Below are 21,081 nucleotides of genomic sequence, written 5' to 3' on the forward strand. Positions count from 1 at the left end.
CGGCCGCCACGAGATTACTCGTCACGGCCGCGCCTTCGTGCGTCGTTCAGGTCTTAGGCAATCACGTCGTCATCGTCCACGTCTTCCCAGTTCAGGGAACGCTTGATGGCGCGCTTCCAATCACGGTAGAGAGCCTCGACTTCTTCCTTTTCGCGTTGCGGCTTCCACACCTTGAAGTCACCCTGCTGGGAGCTCAGCACGCTGAGGTCATCCCAGAAGCCGGAGTCAAGGCCCGCAGCGAAGGCCGCACCGGTTGCGGTGGTCTCCACATTCTTCGGCCGGTGCACCTCCACACCAAGCATGTCTGCTTGGAACTGCATGAGCAGCTCGTTCATCGTCATGCCGCCGTCGACGCGCAGCTCGGTGATCTCCACGCCGGAGTCCGCCACCATGGCATCGGCGACGTCGCGAGTCTGGTACGCCGTGGACTCGAGGACCGCGCGGGCCAGGTGTTTGCGGTTGGCAAAGCGGGTCAGGCCCACGATGACGCCGCGGGCATCCGGGCGCCAGTACGGGGCGAACAGACCAGAGAAGGCAGGAACGATGTAGACGCCACCGTTGTCCTTAACCTCACGGGCCATGTTCTCGATGGAGGCAGAGTTCGGGATGATCTGCAGGTTATCGCGCAGCCATTGCACCAAGGAACCGCCCATGGACACGGACCCTTCGAGCGCATAGACAGGGCGCTCGCCCTCGCGCTGGAAGCACACGGTGGTGAGCAGGCCGTTCTCGGAGAACTTCGGGGTAGTACCGGTGTTGAGCAGGAGGAACAGGCCGGTACCGTAGGTATTCTTGGCGGAACCCGGGCGGAAGCAGCCCTGGCCGAACATGGCGGCCTGCTGGTCACCTAAAATGGCGCGAATCGGCACGCCGGCCAGCGAGCCGCGCTCGCGCACGGTTCGGAAGTCACCCAGGGACGGGCGGATCTCCGGGAGCATGGACGTCGGGATACCCATCTCCTTGCACAGTTCCTCATCCCACTCGAGCTTCTCGATGTCCATGAGCAAGGTGCGCGAGGCATTGGTGACGTCGGTGGCGTGCAGGGCCTCCTGGCCGTTGTCACCGTCGGCACCACCGGTGAGGTTCCACAGCAGCCAGGTATCGATGGTGCCGAAGAGCAGCTCGCCCTTTTCAGCGCGCTCGCGCGCACCCTCGACGTTATCGAGGATCCACTTCACCTTCGGACCGGCCGGGTAAGAGTTGATGATGAGGCCGGTGCGGCGGCGCCACTTGTCCGCGCCCTCGTCGCCGGCGAGCTCCTTACAAATCTCGGTGGTGCGGGTGTCCTGCCAGACAATGGCGTTGTACACCGGCTTGCCCGTGTTCTTGTCCCACACAACGGTGGTCTCGCGCTGATTAGTAATACCGAGGGCGGCGATGTCTTCGACGTTGATGTCGCCGTTGGCCAAAGCCTCACCCACCGCGCGGCGGGTGTTGCTCCAGATTTCCTCCGGGTCATGCTCGACCCAGCCCTTCTCCGGGAAGATCTGCTCGTGCTCGAGCTGGCCGACGGACACCTGTTCGCCGTCGTGGTTGAAAATAATGCAGCGGGTAGACGTGGTTCCCTGATCAATTGCTGCTACGTAGCTCTTGGTAGACATTGTTTTCTCCTTGTCGGGGTTGGTTTAAAGAACCATGGACAACAGGCCAACGGCGACGGCCGCCAGCATCGGTGCAACTATCGGGACCCATGCATAGCCCCAGTTGGCGTCTCCCTTGTCCTTAATGGGAAGGACGAAGGCGTACATGATGCGGGGGCCAAGGTCACGGACCGGGTTAATCGCGTAGCCGGTGGCGGTGCCGAGGGACAGACCAATAGAGACGATGACGAAGGCAACACCGAAGTAGCTCAGCGGCCCCAGCTCGCCGCCGGTTGGGCCGAAGGCGATGAACATGAGCAGCACGCAGGTAGCGATGAACTCGGTGACCGCGTTCCACCCATTATTCGGGTGCGCAGGCTTGGTAAAGAAGATGCCCCCGGTGTTCTTGTTGGCGCCGGTGACGTTGCCGGCTTCGTCGAGGTTGTTGGCGTCGAAAAGCTGCTTAAAGGTGGCCCAGGCAAGGAATGCACCAAGCATGGCGCCGAGAATCTGCCCCAGCAGGTAGTAGGGAACGAGGCTCCATTCGAGAGAACCATTCACGGCCAGCATGATGGTGACCGCCGGGTTGAGGTGGCCACCGGTGGGGTCGGCAACACTAGCGCCGATGAACACCGCGAGGCCCCAGCCCATAGCGATGACGATCCAATCCGAACCGCGTGCGCCCGAGGTTCGAAGGTTAACAACGGCGCACACGCCGTTACCGAGCAGGAGCAGCAGCGCAGTGCCGATGAACTCCCACAGGAATGCATCCATTCCGGTCATTAGATGTCCTTTCTTATCTGCCTAGGCCAAGGGCCCAGCGAGGGATATCCACCGCTCGCTGGGCCCCGTGACTTTTAGGCTTCTTCCTTGGTGGCTCGTGCGCTGCCTGCGCGCTCGAGGATGTCGTTTGCCTCACGGTCGGTCAGCGCTGCCTCTGCGGCGAGCTCTGCCTCGGTGTGCTTGGTGAAGTGGGAGACTTCGCGCTCAATATCGGCCTGATCCCAGCCCAGCAGCGGGGCAACGAATTCAGCGATCGGCTGCGCAGCGGCGACGCCGCGGTCGGCGAACTCGATGGCCACGCGCAGACGACGGGTCACGATATCGTCGATGTGCAGAGCACCCTCGTGGGTTACGGCGTAGCGAACCTCAGCCCAGATGTAGCTTTCAGCGCCCGGAACCGGCTCGAGCAGCGTGGCGTCCTCAGCGGCTGGGGCCAGCACCTCACCGATCAGCGAGCCATAGCGGCCGAGCAGGTGCTCGATGCGGTCTTCGCTGAGGTTATAGCGGCGAGCCAGCGCCGGTACCTGGTTGGCCAGCGCGTGATAGCCATCCGCGCCCAGAATCGGGGTGCGCTCGGTAACGGACTCGGACACCTTAGTACCCAGCTCCTTCACGGCCAGGTCCACGGCATCCTTACCAATGACGCGGTAGGTGGTGTACTTGCCGCCGGCGACGGAAACCATGCCCGGTGCCACGCGGGCCACGGCGTGGTTGCGGGAGAGGTTGGTGGTGGAATCGGACTTGCCGGACAGCAGCGGGCGCAGGCCGGAGTACACGCCGACGATGTCATCGCGGGTGATCTTGTTGCGCACGCGCTGGTTGACCTGGTCCAGGATGTAGTCAATATCCGCCTTGGTCGGGGCCGGATCCGGCAGGGATAGGCCCTTTTCCCAATCGGTGTCGGTGGTACCGATGATCCAGTATTCGCCCCACGGGATGACGAAGAGCACGGACTTTTCGGTGACGAAGCACAGCGCGGCTTCCGCGTCGAGGGCATCCTTCGGAACCACGATGTGCACACCCTTGGAGGCATGAACCGTGAATTTTCCTTCGACGCCTGCCATCTGCTGAATCTTGTCGTTCCACACGCCGGTCGCGTTGATGAAAACCTTGCCCTTGACGGTGGCCTCGCGGCCGGTTTCCAGGTCACGGACCTTCGCAGCGGTCACGCGCCCGCGGGCGTCCTTCTCAAAGCCAATGACCTCAGTGCCGGTACGCACGTTGGCCCCGTATTCGGCGGCGGTGCGCAGGACGGTCATGGTGTGGCGGGCGTCGTCGACAAGCGTGTCGTAGTAGCGCACGCCACCGACGACGGCGTCCTCCTTGAGGCCCGGGGTCACCTTCAGCACGCCCTTGCGGGTGAGGTGCTTCTGCATCGGAACGCTCTTGGCGCCGCCCATGAGGTCATAGAGGGTAAAGCCGCCAAACATCATGACGCGCTCCCAGCCGCGGTGGGTCAGCGGGAAGATGAACTTCAGCGGCTTCACCAGGTGCGGTGCAAGAGTGGACATGTTGAGCTCGCGCTCCTTGAGGGACTCCGCCACCAGGCGGAAATCAAACATGGCCAGGTAGCGCAGGCCACCGTGGAACATCTTGGAGGAGCGCGACGAGGTGCCAGCGGCGAAGTCGCGGGCCTCGAGCACAGCCGTCTTCAGGCCACGAGTGGCCGCATCCACGGCGGCGCCGGCGCCTACGGAACCTCCGCCGATGATGACGACGTCATAATCCTCGGTGGAGTAGTCGTTCCAGGTCTTTTCAAAATACTCAGGGTTGAAGCTTGTAATACTCGTCGTGCTCATTGTTGACTGAGTCTCCTCTCTCGCTGCACGGCGTCAGAAAGTCCTGTCCAGTTGACGGAATGCGCAGCATATCGTGCTCATCCACCACGAGCGCCCTGCTCACCGATACCTCGGCTACCTGCCCGAAAGGCGGATGAAGAAGAAGTTTTCTCCCAAAGCCAATGCTATATATCACCTGGATTTCTCTCCGGAGACGCTACTCACACGTAGGTTTCGTTGCCGTAAGCTGGCATTTTCAAGAAGCTTCATAGGTTAACAAAATAAAATACCACCCCCTTCCGGGGGTGTTAACGGGCGTCACGAACTCTCCACAAGTCCAGGGATATAAGGACCTATTCCTTCTCTCGTTGCAGGCGCGCCATCGCCTCCAACACCTCAGCCATGCCATAACGCTCCGAGGAATACGTCACCGCACGGGCAGCCTTAATCACCTCAATGGGGGCGGTCTCCAGCGCCACCATATGCACAGCGACGCCTTCCCCACCCTCCGCAAAGGTCTCATCCCCTGGCTCGTTGGCAAAGAACAAGAGATCCTTGGACTCGGCGCCGATCTTCTTCACCACGGCTGCCAACCCCTCCGCAGGCGAAGACGCGGTCACCACTGCGCCGCCAGGGGCATCGTTAAACTGCACCCCTTCGGCCCCGTCCGCGCAGGCAATGCGCCAGCAGGTTTGGGGGAGATCCCCAAAAGCCGCAGCGTCCAGCACCTCGCCCTGCGGCGAAATCACGATCACTTCCTCAACCTGCGGGTGCAGTTGTACAAGCGCCTCCTGGAGCCGCTTCGAAATCTCGCCGTTCTCCATACTCAACGCACTCTGATCTGCCGCAATCACCCGCGGCGCTTCAGAGTATTCAGCCTTCACCCGGTGAGGCAGGCGGGAAACGATGATGCGCGATTGCGTCGCCGCAGACAGCAAGCCCTGCTCCACCACGGATCCCGCGAAAATCTCCTTGCTGCTCGCCGTCATCGAGGCCTGGGCTTCCATCACGTCGGATTTCAGTTGCGCCATGACCTCCGTGACCTTGTCGCGGCCTTCCCCGACGCCGCGCATGGCTTCCTCAACCACCGAGTTGAGGTTCTCCTTGATCCACTCGAGGGTTTCCGGCGCAGTACGCGGGCGATTCTTCTCTGCGGCATCGGCTCCAGCTTCTGCAGTACCGGTTTCCTCGTTACTGCCCGGCTTCATCAGCGCCATCCGGTCGCGCATGAGCTCCACCGTGGCCTCGGAGACGCGGTCCTTAAGGCTTGTCAGATCATCGCGCAGCCGACGCACGCGGTAGCGCTCACTCTCCACCTCGGAGTCCTGGGCCTCTGCCTCCTCCAACGTCGGGGCGCCGCCGCCCTTGCGTGCCGGCACCCAGAACTCGCCGGCCGGCATCGGGCCAAACTCCGCTTCGTAGTCGGCCCACAGGCCCTCCAGGGCCTCCTGCATCCGGCGGCGTACCTCAGCGATGTCCGCGTCAAAGTCACCCGTCGTGTAATAAGGCTCCAAGGCCTTAATCAGCACAGGCGTCTTCGTGCGGCCCAGGTGCTTCTTCTGCCCCTTCGTCCACAGGCGCTGGGAGCCAAAGATAACCTGCGGAATAATCGGCACCCCCGCGCCATGAGCAATCCGCGCTGCGCCATTGCGCATGCTGCGAATCTCGAAGCTGCGGGAAATCGTCCCTTCCGCGAACACCCCAACGAGCTCCCCGCTCTTGGCCAGCTCAATGCCCTTCACAATCGACGCCCCACCATCGATACGATCCACCGGTACATGGCCCATCAGCCGAAACAGTTGCCCCGCCACCGGCGTCTTAAAGATAGAGGCCTTAGCCAGGTAGCGCACCAAGCGGCGCTTGCGGTACGCCAGGAAAGCCCCAAAGAGAAAGTCCATGTAGCCGGTGTGATTGCACACGATGACGGCCCCGCCCTTATCCGGGATATTCTCCTCCCCGGACAAGCGCATCTTGAGCCCCTGAGCAATAGCCACCCCGCGCCCGATGTGCGTGATCTGCCGGTAGAGGAAGTTAGCCACAGCGCTCATAGTGCTCCAAATGCTTAAGACCTCGCCGCCGGCGGAAGGCAGCAAGGAGGGGACAAAAGTAAGCGGCGCGCGAGCCGCCGCGCGCCGCGTTCTTCTAGGAGTTTACGGGGTACAGAACGTCCTTGCCCACGAATGGGCGCAGTGCCTCCGGAACCACGACGGAGCCGTCCGCCTGCTGGTGGTTCTCCAGAATGGCCACGAGCCAGCGGGTGGTAGCCAGGGTGCCGTTGAGCGTAGCGGCGTACTGGGTCTTGCCGTTCTCATCGCGATAGCGCGTGGACAGGCGGCGGGCCTGGAAGGTGGTGCAGTTCGAGGTCGAGGTGAGCTCGCGGTAGGTCTCCTGAGTCGGCACCCACGCCTCGTTATCAAACTTGCGCGCCGCGGAGGAGCCCAGGTCCCCACCCGCAATATCGATGGTGCGGTAGGGAAGCTCCATCGCCGCGAGCATGTCCTTTTCCATCTTCAGGAGTTTTTGGTGCATCTCCTCGGCGTCTTCCGGCTTGCAGTAGACAAACATCTCCAGCTTGTCGAACTGGTGCACGCGCAGGATTCCGCGGGTGTCCTTGCCGTGAGAACCCGCCTCGCGGCGGAAGCAGGAGGACCAGCCCGCATACTGCAGCGGCCCCTTCGACAGGTCGATGATTTCTTCCTTGTGGTAGCCGGCCAGAGCCACCTCGGAGGTACCAACCAGGTAGAGATCATCCGCCGGCAGGTAGTAGATCTCATCCGAGTGCTGGCCCAGGAAGCCGGTGCCTTGCATGACGTCCGGGCGCACGAGCACCGGCGGGATCATGAGCTGGAAACCGGCCTCGCGGGCCTTCTGCGCAGCCAACATCAGCATGCCCAGCTGCAGGAAGGCTCCATCGCCGGTGAGGTAGTAGAAACGTGCGCCACCGACTTTGGCGCCCCGCTTGACGTCGATAAGCCCCAGCGTTTCACCCAATTCCAGGTGATCCTTCGGTTCGAAGTCGAACTGCGGCTTCTCGCCGACCTCCTCGAGCACGATGAAGTCATCCTCACCGCCCGCCGGGGCACCCTCCACCACGTTGGAGAGCTGGTACTGCAGCTCCGTCACCTTGGCCTCGGCTGCGGCCGCTTCCTCGCCGGCCGCCTTGACCTTCTCCTTCAGCTCGTTGGAGCCCTCCAGCAGCGCGGGGCGCTCCTCCGGGGAGGCCTGGCCAATCTTCTTGCCAAAGGCCTTCTGCTCCGAGCGCAGCTGGTCTGCCTTCACAATGGCCGCGCGGCGCTGTTCATCGGCGGCGAGCAGCTGGTCCACCAAGGCGGGGTCCTCCCCACGGGTTACCTGGGAGGCGCGGACGACATCGGGATTTTCGCGAAGAAACTTGAGATCAATCACGCCGGACAGTTTAGCGCACGGCCACACCTTTGCGCTGGTAATAACCAGCGGATTATCATGGATAACATGGCACCTCACATTATTACCGACGGCCCCGTGCCCAAGCACGCTCAGCTGCGGGATATTCTCTCCGAGCTCTGCCGAACCACTCTCAAACCCGGTGACATCCTTCCGGGCGAGCGCATCCTCGAGGAAACATACGGCGTTTCCCGCATCACCGTGCGCCGCGCCATCGGTGACCTAGTAGCTGAAGGCCGCCTGCGCCGCGTGCGAGGAAAAGGCACCTTCGTGGCCCCCAACCCGCTGGTCTCCCGGCTTCATTTGGCCTCCTTTTCTGATGAGATGGGCTATCAGAAAGTACAGGCCTCCTCGCGCATCCTGCTGGGTGAACGCAGCGCCGCCCCCGGTGAAGTCTGCGCCTTTTTCGGTACGGAAGCCTCGGTTTCCCATACCCACCTGCGGCGCCTGCGCTTGGGCGATGGCGAGCCTTATTCCATCGACGATGGCTGGTATAACTCTGCCTTCGCGCCCACGCTGCTGGAAAATGACATCTACAACTCTGTCTACTCGATTTTGGATAACACCTTCAAGGTCCCCATCACCGAGGCCGAACAAACCGTCACCGCCGTGGCAGCTGAGGAGGACATCGCCGAGCTTCTCGACGTCTCACCGGGCACCCCGCTCCTGCACATCACCCGCCTCGCCCGCTCCGGGGACCGCCCGGTTGAATGGTGTTCCTCGGTCTACCGCACCGACCGCTACCGGCTCACAACACACGTCTCCCGCTCGCGCATCTAGTGATTCTCCCGCCGCCTTAGCCTTGGGCGGGCTAGAAGCCTGAGCCGTTGAGGGGGTAGTATGAAGAGTTCTATGAGCACTTCATCTGCGTGGCGCTCCGCCTCCGCCATCCGCGTCGTCCTCGTTGCTGCCGTGGCCGCGGCCGTCTTCTTGGCGTTCTACGGTCTCTTCAGTGGCGGGCCAACTGGCACCGATTCGGCCGCACATGACTCCGCTTCCCCCAGCGCCGACGGTAGCCAGGCCGCTGATTCCTCCGAAGGCGAAGCCGCATCCTTCACCACCGCCTCCGCGGGCTCGTGTGTGACGTGGGATATCGCCCCGGACGGCACTGCCACAGGTTTTGAGCAGACCAGCTGCGATAAACCGCACCGCTTCGAGGTCTCCGCCCGAGAGGATCTCAGCGCCTACCCCACCAGCGAGTTCGGCCCCAACGCCAAGCGCCCAGACGTCACGCGGCAAAACGCCCTGCGCGACGAGCTATGCGAGGCCCCCACGGTGAGCTACCTCAACGGCAAATGGGATCCCAACGGACGCTACGACATTGCTTCCATCCTTCCGCCGGCCGGTTCCTGGGATCAGGGTGACCGCACCCTCCTGTGCGGCCTGCAGACTACCGACGCCAACGGCGTACCGCAGGAGTCCACGGGCAAGGTCAGCGAGGTGGACCAGGCGATCGTCGCCAAGCCCGGCGAATGCCGCAAGGTGGATGACAAACAGGTAGTCAGCACCGTGCCGTGCCAGGAACCGCACCAGATGGAGACCGTGTCCGTCATCAGCCTGGCAGAGAAGTTCCCCGATGCTTACCCCAGCGATGAAGAGATGGATAAATTCCTCTCCGAAACGTGTACCCAGAACGCCATGGATTACCTGGGCGGCGAGGAGAATCTCTACCAATCCACGCTGCAGCCTTTCTGGGGCGCGATGAGCCGCGAATCGTGGGAGGGAGGCTCCCGTTCGGTGAATTGCTCGCTGATCCACATCAAGGACGGCCACTTCTCCGAGATCACCGGCTCTGCCACGGGCGGCCGTGATGCCCTGAGCATCAATGGCGCCCCGCCCACGGAGCAGCCGAAGCGCAACCCATTGCGCGACCCGAATGCCCAGCCAGCCGAGCAGAACTCCCAGCAGGGCAGCGAGAATGCCCAGCCGGCCGGGCAGAACGCCGATCCCGCCGCGCCTGAAGCCGTGGCACCGGCCCAATAAACCCCCGTCCGCTCAACAGGGAGTAAGCACATGTACGAGGTCAGCGAGGAACGCTTCGAGGAATTAGTCGGCGAGGCCCTGGACAAGATCCCGGATCGCTTCGTCGATCAGATGCGCAACCTGGTCATCCTCGTCGAGGAAGAGCACCCGGATAACCCCAACCTGCTTGGGCTTTACGAGGGCGTAATGCTCACCCACCGCACGGCCTCACACACCGGCCACCTGCCAGACACCATCTCGATCTACCGGCAGCCTTTGCAGGCGATAAGCAACTCGGAGGAAGAGCTCGCCCACGAAGTCATGGTGACCGTCTTCCACGAGGTCGGGCACTACTTTGGTTTCGAGGAGCACCGCCTCCACGAGCTCGGCTGGGGGTAGGTGCCTACCGTTGCCGCAATGAACTAAACTTCGGTATCCGCCCAGCGCCTCAGCACCCACTGGCCAAAGGGCTTGCCCTGGGGCTCCATGAGGGTAAAGCGGCAGTTGGGCATGTATCCGGTGTAAGCAAAATCGGGGTCCACGCCGCAGGCGTGCGTCGTCACCACACGAATGGCGGCGCCGTGGCTGACGACGACAATGTCTTCATCATCCTCCAGCTCAGCAGCGAGATCCTCCAGCACAGGCTGGTAGCGCCCCAACACGTCCACGTAGCTTTCCCCGCCCGGCATTCGGGCCTCCGGGTCGCCGTCGACCCAGCCGCGCAGCGCCACCATGTACTCGCGATGGGTATCCTCGCTGCCGCTCATTTCATGTTCGCCGGCGAAGACCTCGTGCAGGCCCACGCGCACTTCCACCGGAACGCCGCGCTCATCGGCTGCCTCGCCGTATGTGCGGGCGGCCAGCATCGCCGTCTGCTGGGCGCGCAGGGCAATAGAACACACAAAGCGCACGCGGCGGCCTGCGCACAGCTCAGCCAATTCGCGGCCGACATCTTCCGCCTGGCCGCGGCCGCGCTCGGTGAGCTCGGCGCCCGGCGGGCGGGTATCCATGATGCGGTCAATATTGGAATAGGTCTGGCCGTGGCGCAGGAGGATGATTCTTCCGGTCATGCTTCACCACACTATTGACCGGTGCGCGCCTGCGCTACCCAGTCATCGGCCTCTTTCAGCCGCGCCAAATCCCGTGGGCCCTCCCCGAGTTTTACCGCGGAAGGCCAGGAGCCGACAAAAACGACGTTCTCCGCGCGCAACCACAGCGCCCGCAAAGCCTCCGCCACCGGTTGGTCCTCGATGTGCCCGATGAGGTCGGCGTGGAAGCGATAGTTACCGAAGACGGTGCGCAGCGGTCGGGATTCGATGCGGGAAAGATCCACCCCGCGGTGCGCGAATTCTTGGAGGGCGCCGACGAGGGAGCCGGGCTCGTTGGGCAGGGTGAAGATGACCGACGTCCTGTCGTTGCCGGTCCGCTCGGTCGGTTTTCCGGCTGGCCCCACCAGGACGAAGCGGGTCGTGGCCCCGACAACGTCCGCGACATTCTCCGCAATCGAGTCCAGCCCGAAGACCTCCGCTGCACGGGCAGGGGCGGCCGCGACATCCACCTCCCCGCGTGCCACGGCCTGCGCCGCCGCGCCATTCGACGCCGCCGGGACATACTCCACGTCCGGCAGGTTCTTCTCCAACCAACCGCGTACCTGCTGGTAGGCCACAGGATGCGTAGAGAAGGTTGTGCGGTCGGAACTGCCGGGGCGCACCAGAATGGAGAAGGACACCGGCAGGTCCACCTCGCGGTAGATCTGGACCCGGGAGCCGTCGGCAAGCGCGTCAAAAGTAGCCGTGACGGGTCCGTCCACGGAGTTCTCAATGGCCACGCAGGCATAGTCCGCCGTACCGGTGCGCACCGCCGCCAGCGCCTCGGCCGGCGAGCTCACCGGAAGGCCCTCGGGGGAATCAAAGTCAGCGGCAAAATGCTGCATCGCCGCTTCTGTGAAGGTTCCGGCGGGCCCGAGGAATGCGATGGTGGTGCTCATGGCAGCAACTTTATCCCACTCAACTACTAGACTGAGCCGCCATGGAGAGAACCGAGTTCACACTGGACAAGCTGCGTGAGGATCTAGCGGGCCTGAGCCCTGCTGAGCACGGCTTCACGTATCTCGATCTCGAGCGCCGGCCACAGGCACACGGGCGCTTGAGCGGGTGGATTCTCTCGGCCAAGGATCTCAACGACGTCGCCGGCATGCCCACCACGCTCGGCCATGCCGAGCGCACCTACGTGGCGGAGGAGACTGATCCTTTCGTGCAAGAGCTTATCGACGCCGGCGCACGAGTCGTCGGCAAGTCCGCCGCGCCCGAGCTGGGCCTGCGCGTCGACACCGAACCTGTCGGCCTGCCCCACCCGGATAATCCTCTCTACCCCGGCCATACGCCAGGCGGTTCCTCCGGCGGAGCGGCGGTCCAGGTGGCGCGTGGATTGCTGCGCGCCGCGCATGCTTCCGACGGTGGCGGTTCCATCCGCGTTCCGGCCGCTGCCTGCGGCGTCGTCGGGTTTAAGCCCGGCGGCGAGGACCTCTCGGTGCAGGGGTTCATCACGCGCAGCATCGCCGATACCGCAACGCTGCACGGCCTTCGCCCGCGTGCCCGGCGCGCCCGCATCGGCGTGCTGACGGATCCCCTCTTCGCTAAAACCGAGGTGGCCCCGCACATGCTGCGCGCGGTCGCGGAAGCTACCGCCTCCTTTGAAGGCGCCGGCTTCGAAACCGTCGCCATCTCTCCCTACCCTCAAGCTGCCCGCACCTTTGAGGCCTTCCAACACATCTTCACCCGGAGGTTGGCAGGCCTCGACTTCGCTGAGGGCTACGCGGAGTGGATTCGCGCGAAGGGCCGGCTAGTAACGGATTCCGAATTCGCCGCGGCCCGCGCCCATGCCGCCCAGCTGCCGGAGATGCTGGCCCAGGAATGGGACGTGGATGCCGTCTTGAGTCCCATGCTGGCTTTCGATCCGCCGCGGCGCGGGCATTTCCTGGCGCTGGATCACCAGGCCAACTTCGAAGAGCAAACGCGGTGGTCTCCGTGGGGCTCGCTGTTCAACGTGGCACAACTGCCCGCTATTTCCGTGCCGTGGCCGGTGCGCGATCATCCGCCGGTGGGCGTGCACTTAGGGTCAATCACGCTTGACGACTCCTCCCTCCTCGGCCTCGCCCAGGTGCTTCACCCATGATCGCGCGCTCACGCCTGCGCGCGGAGATCCTCATCGTCCTGACCATTACGTTTGGTATCTCGGGCGTGCGCGCCGCGCTGCGCCTGACCGATTCCCTGCTCAACCCGGCGCCGCTCAATGAGCAATCGGTCACCATCAACGCTTCGCAGTCAGCGACTACGTTGCTCGACCTCGCCTTCCAGCTGTGCAGTGCCGCGGTGCTCTTCGCGTGGGGAGCGCTTGCTCTGTACTTGATTTCCTCTCCACCCCGCCCGCAGTGGCGGGATGGCCTGCATGGCGCGGCGTTGGCGGCGGTAATCGGTCTGCCGGGTCTGGCGCTGTATTACATAGCGCTGCACTTCGGCTGGACCAAGGAGGTCGTCCCGGGAGCCTTCGATACGTGGATTGAGATTCCCGTGCTGCTCATCAAGTCCTTTGCTAATGCCTGGGCGGAGGAGCTGGTGGTGGTGTACTGGTTCATGACCAGACTTAAGCAGTCTGGGTGGGCCCTGCCCGCAACGCTGGCGGCTTCCTCCATCCTGCGCGGCTCTTATCACCTTTACCAGGGTGTTTCCGCGGGCTTCGGCAATATCATCATGGGCGTGGTCTATGGCTGGTACTTCCACCGCACGGGCAAGGTGTGGCCGTTGGTCATCGCGCACTTTCTTATCGACGCCATCGCTTTCGTCGGCTACGCCCTCCTCTTCGGCGCTTAAATAAGAGCTATCAGCAAGCCACAGCGAAAAGACAGCTACCGCCCCCTGTGTGATAGGTGGGGCAGAAGTTGTTTCGCGGTACAGTGTTCCCCATGACCTACCAAGGACGCGATCCAGAGCGCGAAGCCCGCCGTGCCGGCGAGCCCCACGGCAGACCTCGCCGCGCGGGCTCCGCTAGCTCTGCAGGCCCTTCCCGCCCCCGGAACATGGCCAGCCCACGCGGCTCACACGCGGCCGGTGATGACGCTGGCGAGTTCGTCCTTGGTGCCGACGGGCAGCCCTTGCGCGATCGCTACGGCCGACCGGTGCGCCGCCGCCCATCCGCGCAGCAAGCTAATCCTGCGCATTCATCCTCCCGCGCTCAGCGCCCCAGCGCGCGGCGTTCCCGGCCGGAGGAGACCCGCTTCGACGTCGACGCCTACATGGCCCAGCGCTCCCCTGCGCGCCCAGCGCCCCGCCGGAGCGTACCTTCGCAACAGCCTGCTGTCCGCGCCAATCGGTACACCCCGGAAGCCCCACCGCGTAGCTATGCTCCGCAAGCCCCCACCCGCAGGCGTGCCGAAGGTCGCCCGCACAGCCGCCGCAAGAAAGTAAACCCAGCCAAGCAGGCTTTCGGTTGCCTGGGCTGGATCGTCGTCATCGCCCTCGTCTTCATGGTGGCCTTCACCCTGTGGACGGATTCGCGTTTAACGCGCATCGATGCCCTGCCCACCGAGCAGGTGGCACAAACCTCTGGTACAAACTGGCTGCTCGTAGGTTCGGACTCGCGCCAGGGGCTCACTGAAGAACAACAGGCGGAGCTAGGCACCGGTGGCGATGTGGGCGTCGGCCGCACCGATACCATCATGCTGCTGCACATTCCCGCATCCGGAAAGGCCCAGTTGGTCTCCATTCCACGCGATAGCTATGTCGACGTTCCCGGCTTTGGCATGGACAAGGTCAACGCAGCCTTTACCTACGGCGGCCCACAGCTGCTGACCCAAACCGTGGAGCAAGCCACCGGCCTCCACATCGACCACTATGCGGAGATCGGCATGGGTGGCTTGGCCAACGTCGTGGATTCCGTCGGCGGCGTGGATATCTGCGTCAAGGAGCCCATCAACGATCCGCTTGCCGGCATCGACCTCCAAGCGGGCTGCCAGAAGCTCCGCGGGCCGGATGCGCTCGGCTACGTGCGCACCCGCGCCACCGCGATGGGTGACTTGGACCGCGTGGAGCGCCAGCGCGAATTCTTCGCCGCACTGCTGGATAAGGCAACGTCTTTCTCCACGATTGGCAACCCCTTCAAGGCAATTTCACTGGTTAACCACACCGCCGACTCCTTCATCGTCAACGAGAAGGACCACGTCTGGCACCTTGCCCGCGTGGCGCTATCCATGGCCTCCGGCGTGGAGACGAAGACGGTTCCCATCGGCGGCTTCGAGGACACAGTCGTGGGCAACGTCGTCCTCTGGGACGACGCCGAAGCCCAAGCGCTCTGGGACTCCCTGCGCTAAGGCTTCGGCCGGTCGTTTCGATCAAATAAGGCTCCAAAACCACAAGGTTTTGGAGCCTTATTTGATCGTTTCGTACCCACGCCTCGGGGGGCGAAGGCGCCAGGGCAACTAGCGCAGCGTCACCTGACGGGACTTGATGTTTTGCAGCTGCTTGCGCTCATCGGCGTCGAGGTTGGCGTCGTTGGAGATCTCCTCCTCCAGCGCCTTGTTCACGCGAGACAACTCTGCCTCGTAGGAATCGTGCGCAACCTCCGGATCGAGGTCGAAGACCGGAGCGATGAGGCCGTGGGTACGGAAAACGCCGGCAAACTTGGTGTTTTCTCCCAGGTTGAGCTCACCGCGAGCGGCGATGCGCGCGAGGGCGTTAAGGAAAGCATTCTCGTCATCGCAGGGGCGGACCCAGCGGATGTGTGCCTTGCCGCCACCGGCGTTAGCCCAGAAGGCGGTACCCACAAAGCCCTCGGCCTCCTGGCCTACCTGGTAGGACTCAATGACGGAATCGTTGGCGCGCTGCAGAGCCTGTGCCATCTGCGGCGGGACCTGCGCGCCTTCCGGCATCCACCACGCGAAGTCCTGGTAGACGTTGATCTCCAGCTCGGCGTCTTCCTCAAGCAGCTCCTTGAGCTCCGGCTGGGAGCCATCAGCAGCGGTGGACTCGAGGGTGGAACCCGGCGCGTTGTTCTTCACCCAGTTCAGGGCGAAAGCTAGGTCGCGGCCCGGGTTGTGCGTATGGGACTGCACCTGCAGGCCCACGAAGGCCTCGCCGCCGGACTCCTCATCACGGATGAGTGCCGCGGTAGCACCGGGCAGCACGGTGGAGACGTAAACGTCCTTGTCAAAGCCTTTCACAGACAGCTTCGCCGTTGCGGAAGGAACGAATTCCTGCAGGGCGACGAGGCTAGCCTCAGCGGCGAGCCCACCGAAGGGGCGGGGGTCCTTTTCCAGGGCAGCGCGCTCGGCGGCGCGGGCAGCGAGCTTAGCTTGGCGGCGGGACATGCCCTCCGGCAGCTGTTCGTTCTTCTTTTTCTTCTTGGCCATACTGAACAACTTACCTGTTCATTACAGCTCAATGGCATGCAGGGCCACTTCCGGCTGGTTCGTGGCGAGAATATCCACCCCATTGGCCCACGCCCACTTCATATCCTCAGGTTTATCGATGGTCCACATGTACGTGGGCAGACCATGCGCACCAATGGCGCCTGGTTGGAGCTTGCCGCGCAGCAGCGACATGCCTAGGCCCGTGGGCTGCGATAACAGGATGTCCGGGCGGTTGAAATGGCGCTCCCAATCGCGGCGCAAATATATGCGGTCGATATGCGGGGCGAGCGCTGCCATTCGACGGATGGCCCGGTGGGAAAAGGAAATCATGTGGATCCGGGGGTCGTCGACAAGCCCTGCGTAGCGCAACCGCAGCACCATCTGTTCTTCGAGGATGTCGCCCTGCCCCGAGGGATGCTTGGTCTCGATGTAGAGGTGATGCTTCTTATCGCCGAGCATCTCGAGGAGCTCGTCGAGAAGCAGCATGCGCTGGCCACCACCGATCTTGAGGCGGCGCAGCTCCTCCCATGTCATGCGAGACACTCGGCCTGAGCCATTCGTGGTGCGGTCCAGGGTGGGATCATGGTGAACCACCACCTTGCCGTCGCTGCTCAGACGGATATCGCACTCGATGCCGTGAATGGGAAGCTCGAGCGCTTTTTCAAAGGCAAGAGGGGATAGCTCCGGATATTTCCCGGAGTATCCCCTGTGGGCGACAATCTTCACTAGCCGAAGATTTCTTCCTTGATGGTGTTGAGAGTGTTGAAGGAGTTCTCGAAGCGCTCCTTCTCGTGGTCATCGAGGGCCAGCTCGATAACACGGTTGACGCCGGAGCGGTCAACGATGGCCGGGGTGCCGATGAAGACATCCTCGTGGCCGTACTCACCCTGCAGGTAAGCGGAGACAGGAAGTGCGACAGCCTGGTTCTGAATGACCGCGCGGGTGATGCGGGCCAGGGCCATGCCGATGCCGTAGGAGGTGGAGCCCTTGGCGTCGATGATGTGGTAGGCGGCGTCGCGGGTGTCCTCGAAGATCTTCTCGATGCGCTCGTTGTAGCCCGGGTCCTTCTCAGAACGGTGGGACAGGGAGACACCAGCGATGTTGGCGGAGGAGACGACCGGCAGCTCGGAGTCACCGTGCTCGCCGATGATGTAGGCGTGGACGGAGGTCGGCGCCACGTCATCCATCTCAGAGAGCATGTAGCGGTAGCGGGCCGAGTCCAGGACGGTGCCGGAGCCGATGACGCGCTCGTGCGGGAAGCCGGAAGCCTTCCACACCGCGTAGGTCAGCAGGTCCACCGGGTTGGAGGCGACCAGGAAGATGCCGTCGAAGCCGTTCTTCATGACGTCACCCACGATGGAGTTCATGATCTTGACGTTCTTGTCCACGAGCTGCAGGCGGGTCTCGCCGGGCTTCTGAGCGGCGCCGGCGCAGATGACGACCATGGAGGCGTCCTTGCAGTCTTCGTAGGTGCCCTTGGTCACGCGGGTGCGGGACGGGGCCCAGACAACACCATGGTTGAGGTCCATGACGTTGCCCTCGAGCTTCTTTTCGTCGATGTCGATGATGGCCAGGTGGTCAACAGTTCCCTGGTTGACCAGAGCGTAGGCGTAAGCAACTCCAACGTCGCCCGCGCCGATGAGTACTACTTTGTTTCCAACATGATTTCCCATGCCTCCTATTGTGCCCCCAATGTCCGAATTTTGCTCGTTATGCGCCCGAATTCACAGACCCAGTAGTCCGATCTCACATTTTTATGTCTGATCGGACATCTATGGAGGCTGCGCTGCACGTCGAACCTAAAGCTGGTTCAATGGCCAGCATGCGTCAACTTGCGCGCCGCATCGCACTCAGAACCGCCCGCACGGGCCTTCAGGCTGCAATCTTTTCCCTGGAGATCATCAGCGATCTCACGCCCGGCATGCGCATGACTGGCCGGCGGCGCCTGCCACAAAACATGTGGCCCGGGCTCTTCGGCGCCGAAGTCGCAACGTGGGCAGCCGTCTCCCCTTCCCTTTTGCCCCGCCCGTGGTGGGTCACCGCCGCCAACGTGGCCATCGGCCAAGGCGCTGGACACCTCGCCGCGACCACCGCGGCCTTCGCTGCCAAGCGCGCGCTGCACCACGCTGGCCGCCGCCCCCAGGACCGCGTCGGCCCCACCACTCGGCGCTATTCCTACTACGCACTGGGGGTTGGCACGCTCATCGCAGGCATACGCTCCCTGCGCAATCAGACGGAGCAAGCCCGGCTCGTGGGAAAGCTCAATGACCGCGGACCTCAGTCCGCAGCACTGGGCATGGCCGTGGGCACGGCAGGCTACGGCGCCTTGCTCGTTGTGGGGGAAGCAGCCCAGCTCACCGTCACCCAGCTTTCCCTCCAGGTCCAGCGCTGGCTGCCCAGGTGGATTGCCTGGCCGCTAGCCGGCGGCGCGGTCGGCTTCGCCACAGCCCTGGTCAGCGACCGGATGGTGTGGCGGCGCCTACTCCGCAAGGCCTCCGTCCAAGGCCTTGCACTCAACAAACTGGTATATCCGGGCTCCGCCATGCCGTGGGAGCCGGAGCGCTCTGGCAGCCCCTGGTCCCATGAGCCTTGGACGGCCGTCGGCTCACAGGGCAGAGCGTTTCTTGACCGCGGCCCGCGCGCCCAGGACATCAAGGAGGTCATGCACTTCGAGCGCGCCCACGAGCCAATTCGCATCTATATCGGACTCATTCGCGGTCGCGGCCCGCACGCCGCCGCACGCCACGCGGTGGCGGAGATGGACCGCACGGGTGCGTTCCACCGCGACACGATCGTGTTGCAAATGCCCTCCGGCTCAGGATGGATCAATAACTATGCGGTCAGTGGATACGAATTCCTCACGCGGGGCAATTGCGCCACCGTGGCCCTGCAATTCGACTACTTGCCTTCCATGTTTTCCTACCTGGTGGACAAGAACCTCTCCCGCACCTTTGCGCGCGAGCTCATCGCGGCCGTCCATGACCGCCTCGAGCTCCTCCCTGAGGACAACCGCCCCAAGTTGTATTTCAGCGGCGAGTCGCTGGGCTGCTATGCCATCGTGGAGAACTTTGAGACGCTCGAGGAACTCCTCGCCGCCTGCGATGGTGCGGTCTTCACCGGACCTCCGCGGATGACCAGCTTCATGCGGCGCCTGCACCGCGAACGCGGCTCCTTGGAGCGCTTGCCGCTTATCGACGGCGGCCGGCACCTCCGCTTCGCCGCAGTCCCCGCCCACATGGAGCACGATGCCTTCGGCGAGCCTTATGGCCCCTGGGAGCGCCCGCGGGTAGCGGTGGGGCAACACGCCTCCGATGCCATCGTGTGGTGGGATAGCAAGCTCATTTATGCCCGCCCCAACTGGATCCACGAGCCGACCCCGCAGACCTTGTACGCAGATACTTTTAACAACCTGCGCTGGCATCCGTTCATCACCTTCTGGCAGGTAGCACTGGACCAGATCAACTCGCTCAACGTGCCGGGCGGCCACGGGCACAACTACTTCGAGGAAACCTTCTGGTACTGGGATTCCGTCCTCGGATCCCAAACGCGCACACAACTCACCCCGGAATTAGCCGAGCGCATGCGGGTCTTCGTGGAGCGCGACCAGCTCAACAAACCTTCCGACTTCCGCACGCATGTGCGCAAGCAGCTCTAGCCGGACTCACGTCCGTAAGCAGCTCTAGCCGCACTTCACACCGGTGCTGTGGTGCGGGCAATAGCCATTGGGCACCTTATGCAGGTACTGCTGGTGCTCGTCCTCAGCCAGGTAGTACTGGCCTGAGTCCGTCTCACTGAGGAGGGTGACTTCGGTGGTGGTGGCGCCGAAGCCGGCGTCGGCAAGCTTGCCCGCGTAGGAATCCACAAGCTGCTGGATCTCCGCGCGTTCCTCTTCGGTCTCGGGGTAGAAAGCCGAGCGGTACTGCGTGCCCACGTCGTTGCCCTGGCGGAATCCCTGGGTCGGATCGTGGGCTTCCAAGGCCTTGACCACGAGGTCGCGCAAGCTCACGCGCTGCGGATCATACGTAATCTGGACAGCCTCCGCATGGTTGGTCAGCCCGCGACAGACCTCATAATAAGTGGGATTCGGCGTGGTGCCGCCCGCATAGCCCACGGACGTGGACTCCACGCCCTCAGTTTCCCAGAACATCTTCTCCGCGCCCCAGAAACAGCCGATGGCGATGATGAGGGACCTCTGCCCCTCTTTCCACGGTCCAGTAATCGGAGTGTCTAACACCGCGTGGGGCTGTGGGGCCTCTAAGACGGGCTCCGCGCGCCCGGGAAGGGCGTCCTTAGCCGCCACCAGCGTGGGCTCTGGCCTGAAAAGAAACATGCTGGGTTCTCCTTACACTTAGCGTTGTCCTCCCTCTTATACTCCGCCGCGCTGCCCGCAATCCAGGTTTTTGTTCACGGCGACTCCCATAGAAAAATTATTGTGGCCAAATTCTCATCCGGGCCCTACCATGGGGCCTCGTACCCCAAAGAAAGGATGAAACAAATGGCTGTTTACGAACTTCCGGAACTCGACTACGCATACGATGCCCTGGAGCCGCACATCTCCGCTGAGATCATGGAGCTGCACCACTCCAAGCACCACGCTGGCTACGTTGCTGGCGCTAACGCTGCGCTCGAGGCTCTGGAGGAGCAGCGCAACGGCGAGGCTAATGCTGACGCCATCCGCGCTCTGTCCAAGAACCTGGCCTTCAACCTGGGTGGCCACACCAACCACTCCATCTTCTGGAAGAACCTCTCCCCGAACGGCGGCGGCGAGCCCACCGGCGAGCTGGCTGAGGCTATTAACCGTGACTTCGGTTCTTTCGAGAAGTTCAAGGCTCACTTCTCCGCCGTTGCCACCGGCCTGCAGGGCTCCGGCTGGGCAGTTCTGGGCTATGACCACGTTGCTGGTCGCCTGGTTATTGAGCAGCTCACCGATCAGCAGGGCAACATCTCCGTGAACTTCACCCCGCTGCTGATGCTGGATATGTGGGAGCACGCCTTCTACCTCCAGTACAAGAACGTGAAGGCTGACTACGTTAAGGCCGTATGGAACGTCTTCAACTGGGACGACGTTGCCGAGCGTTACGCTGCTGCCACCAAGTAAGCACTGTGGCCTCCTTTAAGGCCACGTAGCTTCATCCCGCGCTGGGGCCTCTTC

19 protein-coding genes are annotated in these 21,081 nt (G+C 63.1%); 8 read left to right on the forward strand and 11 right to left on the reverse strand.

What is annotated here, in order from left to right; all coding sequences use genetic code 11:
• Nucleotides 1–53: 53 nt before the first annotated feature.
• From glpK to serS, 5 genes are all read right to left on the reverse strand, one after another.
• Nucleotides 54–1,601, reverse strand: coding sequence for a glycerol kinase GlpK (gene glpK, locus HMPREF2822_RS08860; RefSeq protein WP_070523843.1), 1,548 nt, complete (start codon nucleotides 1,599–1,601; stop codon nucleotides 54–56).
• 24 nt (nucleotides 1,602–1,625) lie between these two features.
• On the reverse strand, nucleotides 1,626–2,363 hold the full coding sequence (locus HMPREF2822_RS08865; RefSeq protein ID WP_070523846.1) for an MIP/aquaporin family protein: 738 nt from the start codon (nucleotides 2,361–2,363) through the stop codon (nucleotides 1,626–1,628).
• Between the two features lie 74 nt (nucleotides 2,364–2,437).
• A complete protein-coding gene (locus HMPREF2822_RS08870) occupies nucleotides 2,438–4,162 on the reverse strand; it encodes a glycerol-3-phosphate dehydrogenase/oxidase (protein WP_070523849.1) in 1,725 nt (574 codons plus the stop codon).
• A gap of 332 nt (nucleotides 4,163–4,494) precedes the next feature.
• The gene (locus HMPREF2822_RS08875; RefSeq protein ID WP_070523852.1) at nucleotides 4,495–6,189 is read right to left on the reverse strand and encodes a lysophospholipid acyltransferase family protein; all 1,695 of its coding nucleotides are present in this window, start codon (nucleotides 6,187–6,189) and stop codon (nucleotides 4,495–4,497) included.
• A gap of 94 nt (nucleotides 6,190–6,283) precedes the next feature.
• Nucleotides 6,284–7,546: a serine--tRNA ligase gene (gene serS / locus HMPREF2822_RS08880; protein ID WP_070523855.1), complete on the reverse strand. Its 1,263-nt coding sequence runs from the start codon at nucleotides 7,544–7,546 to the stop codon at nucleotides 6,284–6,286.
• A 57-nt stretch (nucleotides 7,547–7,603) separates the two neighbouring features.
• Here serS and HMPREF2822_RS08885 point away from each other — a divergent pair, with 57 nt between their 5' ends.
• From HMPREF2822_RS08885 to HMPREF2822_RS08895, 3 genes are all read left to right on the forward strand, one after another.
• Nucleotides 7,604–8,344: a GntR family transcriptional regulator gene (locus tag HMPREF2822_RS08885; protein WP_070523858.1), complete on the forward strand. Its 741-nt coding sequence runs from the start codon at nucleotides 7,604–7,606 to the stop codon at nucleotides 8,342–8,344.
• A 72-nt stretch (nucleotides 8,345–8,416) separates the two neighbouring features.
• The gene (locus tag HMPREF2822_RS08890; RefSeq protein WP_070523861.1) at nucleotides 8,417–9,547 is read left to right on the forward strand and encodes a septum formation family protein; all 1,131 of its coding nucleotides are present in this window, start codon (nucleotides 8,417–8,419) and stop codon (nucleotides 9,545–9,547) included.
• Nucleotides 9,548–9,577: 30 nt separating this feature from the next.
• A complete protein-coding gene (locus HMPREF2822_RS08895) occupies nucleotides 9,578–9,925 on the forward strand; it encodes a metallopeptidase family protein (RefSeq protein WP_070523864.1) in 348 nt (115 codons plus the stop codon).
• 23 nt (nucleotides 9,926–9,948) lie between these two features.
• On the opposite strand, the gene HMPREF2822_RS08900 is transcribed toward HMPREF2822_RS08895, so the two are convergent.
• Together HMPREF2822_RS08900 and pheA are read right to left on the reverse strand one after the other, a co-directional pair.
• Nucleotides 9,949–10,596: a histidine phosphatase family protein gene (locus HMPREF2822_RS08900; RefSeq protein ID WP_070523866.1), complete on the reverse strand. Its 648-nt coding sequence runs from the start codon at nucleotides 10,594–10,596 to the stop codon at nucleotides 9,949–9,951.
• 11 nt (nucleotides 10,597–10,607) lie between these two features.
• Entirely contained in the window at nucleotides 10,608–11,513 is a 906-nt protein-coding gene (gene pheA / locus HMPREF2822_RS08905) for a prephenate dehydratase (RefSeq protein ID WP_070523869.1), read from the reverse strand.
• Between the two features lie 41 nt (nucleotides 11,514–11,554).
• Between pheA and HMPREF2822_RS08910 the strand changes: the two genes are divergently transcribed.
• The 3 genes from HMPREF2822_RS08910 (at nucleotide 11,555) to HMPREF2822_RS08920 (ending at nucleotide 14,891) form a co-directional block, all read left to right on the forward strand.
• Nucleotides 11,555–12,700, forward strand: a complete 1,146-nt coding sequence (locus HMPREF2822_RS08910; RefSeq protein ID WP_070523872.1) for an amidase — start codon at nucleotides 11,555–11,557, stop codon at nucleotides 12,698–12,700.
• Nucleotides 12,697–13,395, forward strand: a complete 699-nt coding sequence (locus tag HMPREF2822_RS08915) for a CPBP family intramembrane glutamic endopeptidase (RefSeq protein WP_070523875.1) — start codon at nucleotides 12,697–12,699, stop codon at nucleotides 13,393–13,395. Before HMPREF2822_RS08910 ends, HMPREF2822_RS08915 begins: the two co-directional genes overlap by 4 nt.
• 206 nt (nucleotides 13,396–13,601) lie before the next feature.
• Entirely contained in the window at nucleotides 13,602–14,891 is a 1,290-nt protein-coding gene (locus HMPREF2822_RS08920; RefSeq protein WP_070523934.1) for an LCP family protein, read from the forward strand.
• Between the two features lie 108 nt (nucleotides 14,892–14,999).
• Here HMPREF2822_RS08920 and HMPREF2822_RS08925 read toward each other — a convergent pair whose 3' ends face one another.
• From HMPREF2822_RS08925 to HMPREF2822_RS08935, 3 genes are read right to left on the reverse strand one after another with little or no spacing between them, the layout of a single operon-like run.
• Nucleotides 15,000–15,929, reverse strand: coding sequence for a DUF5926 family protein (locus tag HMPREF2822_RS08925; RefSeq protein ID WP_070523878.1), 930 nt, complete (start codon nucleotides 15,927–15,929; stop codon nucleotides 15,000–15,002).
• Nucleotides 15,930–15,950: 21 nt separating this feature from the next.
• Nucleotides 15,951–16,655: a glycerophosphodiester phosphodiesterase family protein gene (locus HMPREF2822_RS08930; protein WP_070523881.1), complete on the reverse strand. Its 705-nt coding sequence runs from the start codon at nucleotides 16,653–16,655 to the stop codon at nucleotides 15,951–15,953.
• Nucleotides 16,655–17,602 carry an L-lactate dehydrogenase gene (locus HMPREF2822_RS08935; protein WP_070523884.1) on the reverse strand — a complete coding sequence of 316 codons (948 nt, stop codon included), beginning with the start codon at nucleotides 17,600–17,602 and terminating at the stop codon, nucleotides 16,655–16,657. The genes HMPREF2822_RS08930 and HMPREF2822_RS08935 overlap by 1 nt, the downstream gene beginning before the upstream one ends.
• Before the next feature lie 140 nt (nucleotides 17,603–17,742).
• Between HMPREF2822_RS08935 and HMPREF2822_RS08940 the strand changes: the two genes are divergently transcribed.
• On the forward strand, nucleotides 17,743–19,584 hold the full coding sequence (locus tag HMPREF2822_RS08940; RefSeq protein WP_070523887.1) for an alpha/beta-hydrolase family protein: 1,842 nt from the start codon (nucleotides 17,743–17,745) through the stop codon (nucleotides 19,582–19,584).
• A 24-nt stretch (nucleotides 19,585–19,608) separates the two neighbouring features.
• Here the strand turns inward: HMPREF2822_RS08940 and msrA are convergent, their stop codons facing one another.
• On the reverse strand, nucleotides 19,609–20,259 hold the full coding sequence (gene msrA, locus HMPREF2822_RS08945) for a peptide-methionine (S)-S-oxide reductase MsrA (RefSeq protein ID WP_070523890.1): 651 nt from the start codon (nucleotides 20,257–20,259) through the stop codon (nucleotides 19,609–19,611).
• A 165-nt stretch (nucleotides 20,260–20,424) separates the two neighbouring features.
• Here msrA and HMPREF2822_RS08950 point away from each other — a divergent pair, with 165 nt between their 5' ends.
• Nucleotides 20,425–21,027 (forward strand): superoxide dismutase, encoded by a 603-nt coding sequence (locus HMPREF2822_RS08950; protein ID WP_070523894.1) that lies wholly within the window; start codon nucleotides 20,425–20,427, stop codon nucleotides 21,025–21,027.
• Nucleotides 21,028–21,081 lie beyond the last annotated feature (54 nt).

This window comes from Corynebacterium sp. HMSC062E11 (genome assembly GCF_001811845.1).
Lineage (GTDB): Bacteria > Actinomycetota > Actinomycetes > Mycobacteriales > Mycobacteriaceae > Corynebacterium > Corynebacterium hesseae.